The following is a 5607-nucleotide window of genomic DNA, read 5'->3' as shown; positions in this document are numbered from 1 at the left end:
CTGACCGTCGAATCCTCCTCCGTGCCCAACGCGCTCGCCGCCCTCCTCCTCCACGCCCGCGACCTGACCGGCACCCGCCCCCACGTCTACTTCGAGTGGACCGAGGGCAACCCGTTCGCCAACTTCCTCCGCTTCTTCCTCCTCGGCCAAGGCGAGGTGGCGCCGGTCACCCGCGAGGTCCTCCGCGAGGCCGAACCCGACCGCGACCTGCGCCCCCGCGTCCACGTCGGCTGAGGCGCCGCGCGCGGCCGACCGGCCCCGGTCCGCCTTGAGCCGTCCTCATGTCGCTCACGTTAATCTCCCGGCCGTCGTGCGGGGCGCGTAACGCCGGGTGCCCGTGGGGTGTGACGGTCCGGAAACCCGCGTTTCGTACGGTCGAGGCCGTGGGAGACCTCCCACGGTCCGGCGTACCGGCGCAGGTCGGGACGGGCGGAGTGTTCCTGAGGGGGAGGAGTCCCGGTGGCGTCGTCGGACTCGCGGACCAAGGCTGTCCGGACGGTCTGCTCGTACTGCGGGGTCGGCTGCGGGATCGTCCTCGACGTCGCGCGCGACCCGGCGACGGGCCTGCGCCGCGCGGTGCGGGCCACGGGCGACAAGGCGCATCCGTCGAACTTCGGACGGCTGTGCACGAAGGGCTCGACCAGCGCGGACATGATGGCGGCACCCGGCCGGGCCCGGACCGCGCTGGTGCGCGCCGAGCGCGGCGGCGAAGCCGCCGAGACGGACGTCGACGCGGGCGTCACGGCGGTGGCGGGCCGGCTGCGCGCGATCCTCGACGAGCACGGCCCCGACGCGCTGTCCTTCTACGTCTCCGGGCAGATGTCACTGGAGGCGCAGTACCTGGCGAACAAGCTGGCCAAGGGCTTCGTGCGGACCCGCCACATCGAGTCGAACTCGCGACTGTGCATGGCCTCCGCGGGCTCCGGGTACAAGCTCTCGCTCGGGGCGGACGGCCCGCCCGGCTCGTACCGGGACTTCGACCGGGCCGACGCGTTCCTCGTGATCGGGTCGAACATGGCGGACTGCCACCCGATCCTGTTCCTGCGCATGATGGAGCGGGTCAAGGCCGGGGCGAGGCTGATCGTCGTCGACCCGCGCCGCACCGCCACGGCCGACAAGGCGGACCTCTTCCTACAGATACGGCCCGGCACCGATCTGGCGCTGCTCAACGGGCTGCTGCACCTGCTGGTCGCCGACGGCCACACCGACGAGGAGTTCATCGCCGAGTTCACCGAGGGCTGGGAGGGGATGCCCGGCTTCCTCGCCGACTACCCACCCGCCCGGGTCGCCGAGATCACCGGGCTCGCCGAGGCCGACATCCGGCAGGCGGCCCGGTGGATCGGCGAGGCCGGCGAGTGGATGAGCTGCTGGACGATGGGGCTCAACCAGTCCACCCACGGCACCTGGAACACCAACGCCCTGGTCAACCTGCACCTCGCCACCGGCGCCCTCTGCCGGCCCGGGTCCGGCCCCTTCTCGCTGACCGGCCAGCCCAACGCCATGGGCGGGCGCGAGATGGGATACATGGGACCGGGGCTGCCCGGGCAGCGGTCGGTCCTCGTCGACGCCGACCGCGCGTTCGTCGAGGAGCTGTGGAACGTCCCCGAGGGCTCGGTCCGTACGGACGTCGGCAGCGGCACGGTGGACATGTTCGAGCGGATGGCCGCCGGGGACATCAAGGCGTGCTGGATCATCTGCACCAACCCGGTGGCCTCGGTCGCGAACCGCAAAACCGTGATCGCGGCCCTGGAGGCCGCCGAACTCGTCGTCACCCAGGACGTGTTCGCGGAGACCGAGACCAACGCCTACGCGGACGTGGTGCTGCCGGCCACGCTGTGGGCCGAGTCCGACGGCGTCATGGTGAACTCCGAGCGGAACCTCACCCTCGTCCGGGGCGTCGTCGACCCGCCGGGCCAGGCCCTGCCCGACTGGCAGCTCATCGCCCGGGTCGCCTGCGAGATGGGCTTCGCCGACGCGTTCACGTACACCGGCTCCGAGGAGGTCTTCGAGGAGCTCAAGCGGGCGTGGAACCCGCAGACCGGCTGGGACCTGCGCGGCGTGACGTACGAGCGGCTGCGCGCCACCCCCGTCCAGTGGCCGGCCGCCACCGCCGAGGGCCCCGACCGCAACCCGGTCCGCTACGTGAACGACGGCGTCAGTCAGACGCTCCTGGAGCGCGAGGACGGAAGCCGCCCCCGGCTGGCCTTCCCGACGGAGAGCGGACGGGCCCGGTTCTTCGCCCGGCCGCACCTCCCGGCGGCCGAACTTCCCGACGACGACTACCCGTTCGTCCTCAACACCGGCCGGCTCCAGCACCAGTGGCACACCCTGACGAAGACCGGCAAGGTGCCCAAGCTCGCAAAGCTCGACCCGGGCCCCTTCGTCGAGGTGCACCCCGAGGACGCGGCGGCCCTCGGCGTCGCCGGCGGGGACCACCTGGAGATATCGTCGCGCCGCGGCCGGGCCGTGCTCCCCGTCGTGGTGACCGACCGGGTGCGGCCGGGCGACTGCTTCGCCCCGTTCCACTGGAACGACCTGTTCGGCGAGTACCTCAGCATCAACGCCGTCACCCACGACGCCGTCGACCCGGTCTCCTTCCAGCCCGAGTTCAAGGCGTGCGCGGTCTCCCTCAGCAGGACCGTCGCTCCCGTACCCCGTGCGCACCGGGACGACGAACCGGCCGCCACCACCCCGTCCGCCGCTCCCGCCCCCTCCGCCGCTTCACCCGCCGGGGCCGGGGCCGGGACCGGGACCGGGACCGGGGCCGGGGCCGGGGCCGGGACCGGGGCCGGGACCGGGACCGGGGCCGGGGCCGGGGCCGGGGCCGTCCTCACCGCGCTGCTCGGCGTCGCGGACCTCACCGCGCCGCCCTCGTTCACCGCGGCCGAGCGCCACTACCTGGCGGGGTACGTGTCGGGCCTGTCCGGTCTGACCGGTCCGGCCGACGCTTCCACGGGGGCCTCCGCACCACCCGGGGACCGCGTCCCGGTCCCGGTGCTGCCGTCCGGCGCCCCCCTCGATCCGGCCCGCGCCCTGTGGGTCGACGGGCTCCTCGCCGGGTTGTTCTCCCGCACCACCGCCCCGTCGTCGTGGGCGCCCGCGGCGGCGCCCGCCGTACCCGCGCGCCGCCTGCTGATCCTGTGGGCGTCGCAGACCGGGAACGCCGAGGACTTCGCCGCCGCCGTCGCCGGTTCCCTGTCCGGGACGGGGCGGGTGCCCGAGGTGCTCGCCATGACGGACGTCGACCCGGCGCGACTCGGGCCGGAGACCGATCTGCTGGTGATCACGAGTACGTTCGGCGACGGCGACGCCCCCGACAACGGCGCCGACTTCTGGCAGGCCCTCAGCTCTCCGGACGCACCGCCGCTGACGGGGGTCCGCTACTCGGTGCTGGCCTTCGGCGACTCCAGCTACGACGACTTCTGCGGGCACGGCCGCCGCGTGGACGAGCGGCTCGCCGAACTCGGCGCGACCCGGCTGCACCCGCGCACCGACTGCGAACCCGACCACGAGGAGAGCGCCGGCGCGTGGCTGACCGGGGTACTGGCCTCCCTGGACCCCGCCCCACCGCCCCCCACCGCCCCGATCCCCACCGCTCCGGCCCCCACCGCCCCGATCCCCGCCACCCCGACTCCTCCCGCGCCGGCTCCCACCGGCCCGGTGCCCGGCGCCACGGTCCCCCACGCCCTGTCCCCGAAGGCCGCGGCCACCGCCACCGAGGGTCGGGGCGCGTACTCCAAGTCCTCGCCGTTCTCGACGCTGCTGGTGGGGAACCGGCTGCTGAGCCTGCCGGGCTCGGGGAAGGAAGTGCGCCGGTTCGCGTTCGACACGCGCGGCGGCGAGCTCGCGTACGAGGCGGGCGACGCGCTCGGCGTGTGGCCGGTGAACGGCGCCGGGCTCGTCACCGAGTGGCTGGCGCTCACCGGCCTCGACCCGGACGAGCCGGTCGGCGTCGGGGACGCGGGAGCCGTCCCGCTGGCCGAGGCCCTGCGCACCCGGCTGGACATCAGCCGCATCACGCCCGACCTCCTCAGGTTCGTCGCCGACCGCACCGGCAGCCACGAACTCAAGCGGCTGCTGCGCCCCGGCAACAAGGACGAGCTCGCCAAGTGGAGTTGGGGCCTCCAGGCCGCGGACCTGATCGGCGCCTTCCCCGTACGGGCGTCGGCCGCGGACTGGACGGCGGCGCTCAAGCGCCTCCAGCCGCGGCTGTACTCGATCTCCTCCAGCCCGCTCGCCCACCCCGGCGAGGTCAGCCTCACCGTCTCCGTCGTCCGGTACGCCAACGATCGCGGGCGGGACCGCGGGGGCGTCTGCTCCACCTACCTCGCCGACGGCGCCGACGACGGCCCCGTCCAGGTCTTCGTGCAGCGCTCCCCCGCGTTCCGTCCGCCGGCCGACCCGGCGGCGCCCATGATCATGGTCGGCCCCGGCACGGGCGTGGCGCCGTTCGTCGGCTTCCTGGAGGAGCGCAGGGCGCGCGGCCACACGGGACCGAACTGGCTGTTCTTCGGCGAACAGCGCGAGGCCACCGACTTCTACTACCGGCAGGAGCTCCAGGACCACCTCGCGGCGGGCCACCTCGACCGGCTCGACGTCGCCTTCTCCCGCGACCAGCGCACGAAGGTGTACGTCCAGGACCGCATGCGCGAACACGGCGCGGCGCTCTGGTCCTGGCTGCGGGAAGGCGCCCACTTCTACGTCTGCGGCGACGCCACCCGCATGGCCAAGGACGTCGACCGGACCCTCCGCGACGTCGTCGCACGGCACGGCGGAATGGGCCCGGAGGACGCGGCGGCCTACGTCAAGCAGATGTCCGCCGACCGGCGCTACGTCCGCGACGTGTACTGACGGCGGAGCACGGCTGCGTACGACGGGTACTGCCGGGGCCGGGCGGCGCCGGCTCGCCGGGCTCTCGTCCCTTCCTCCAAGGGGGCCCGCATCCGCGATGGACGGTCCCACGAACTTGTTGCAGATGACAGCTTGATCGCCCTACCGTGTCGCACATGCAGTCCTACACGATCGGCCAGGCCGCCCGCCTCCTGGGCGTGAGCCCCGACACCGCGCGGCGGTGGGCGGACGCGGGCCGAGTCGCCACGCACCGCGACGAGGGCGGGCGCCGCCTCATCGACGGCAAGGCGCTGGCCGCGTTCTCCGTGGAGATCGCCCAGGGCGGCACCGGCGAGGAAGAGGTGTCCTACACCTCGGCGCGCAACGCGTTCCCCGGCATCGTCACCGCGATCAAGCTCGGCGACATCGCGGCCCAGGTCGAGATCCAGGCCGGGCCGCACCGTCTCGTCTCGCTCCTGACCCGGGAGGCCGTGGAGGAGCTGGGGCTCGAAGTCGGCATGCAGGCCACCGCCCGCGTGAAGTCGACCAGCGTGCACATCGACCGCACCTGACCTCTCACCCGGACCAGGGGACCGTCGCCGTGCGGGCGGCGCCCCTCGCCGCGCTTCCCTTTCGTCCCAAGGAGTTCAGGCCCTCATGACCCTCACCGCCACCCTCACCGGACGCCGTACGGCCGCCGCCGTCCTCACCGCCGCCCTCCTCGTCCCCCTCGCGGCCTGCTCGTCGAGCGACGACACCAAGAACGACACCGCCGGC

Annotated in this window: 2 protein-coding genes and 1 pseudogene; all 3 read left to right on the top strand. The window is 73.9% G+C overall.

All coding sequences use genetic code 11. The features are described 5' to 3' along the window. Positions 1 to 234: pseudogene (locus ACFCY7_RS39545) on the top strand (amino acid transporter); the annotation flags it as partial. 225 nt (positions 235 to 459) lie between these two features. Then, a complete protein-coding gene (locus tag ACFCY7_RS39540; protein WP_376490918.1) occupies positions 460 to 4851 on the top strand; it encodes a molybdopterin-dependent oxidoreductase in 4392 nt (1463 codons plus the stop codon). Between the two features lie 155 nt (positions 4852 to 5006). Then, positions 5007 to 5402, top strand: coding sequence for a molybdopterin-binding protein (locus tag ACFCY7_RS39535; RefSeq protein WP_376490917.1), 396 nt, complete (start codon positions 5007 to 5009; stop codon positions 5400 to 5402). Positions 5403 to 5607: the final 205 nt, after the last annotated feature.

The sequence above is a fragment of the Streptomyces sp. NPDC056361 genome (assembly GCF_042262805.1).
GTDB lineage: Bacteria > Actinomycetota > Actinomycetes > Streptomycetales > Streptomycetaceae > Streptomyces.
Note: the sequence above shows the minus strand (reverse complement) of the source record. Positions and strands in the feature narration are given on the sequence as shown.

Excerpts from the sequence above, each read along its gene's own strand:
- ACFCY7_RS39535 (WP_376490917.1), top strand. The coding sequence starts at position 5,007 with ATGCAGTCCTACACGATCGGCCAGGCCGCCCGCCTCCTGGGCGTGAGC.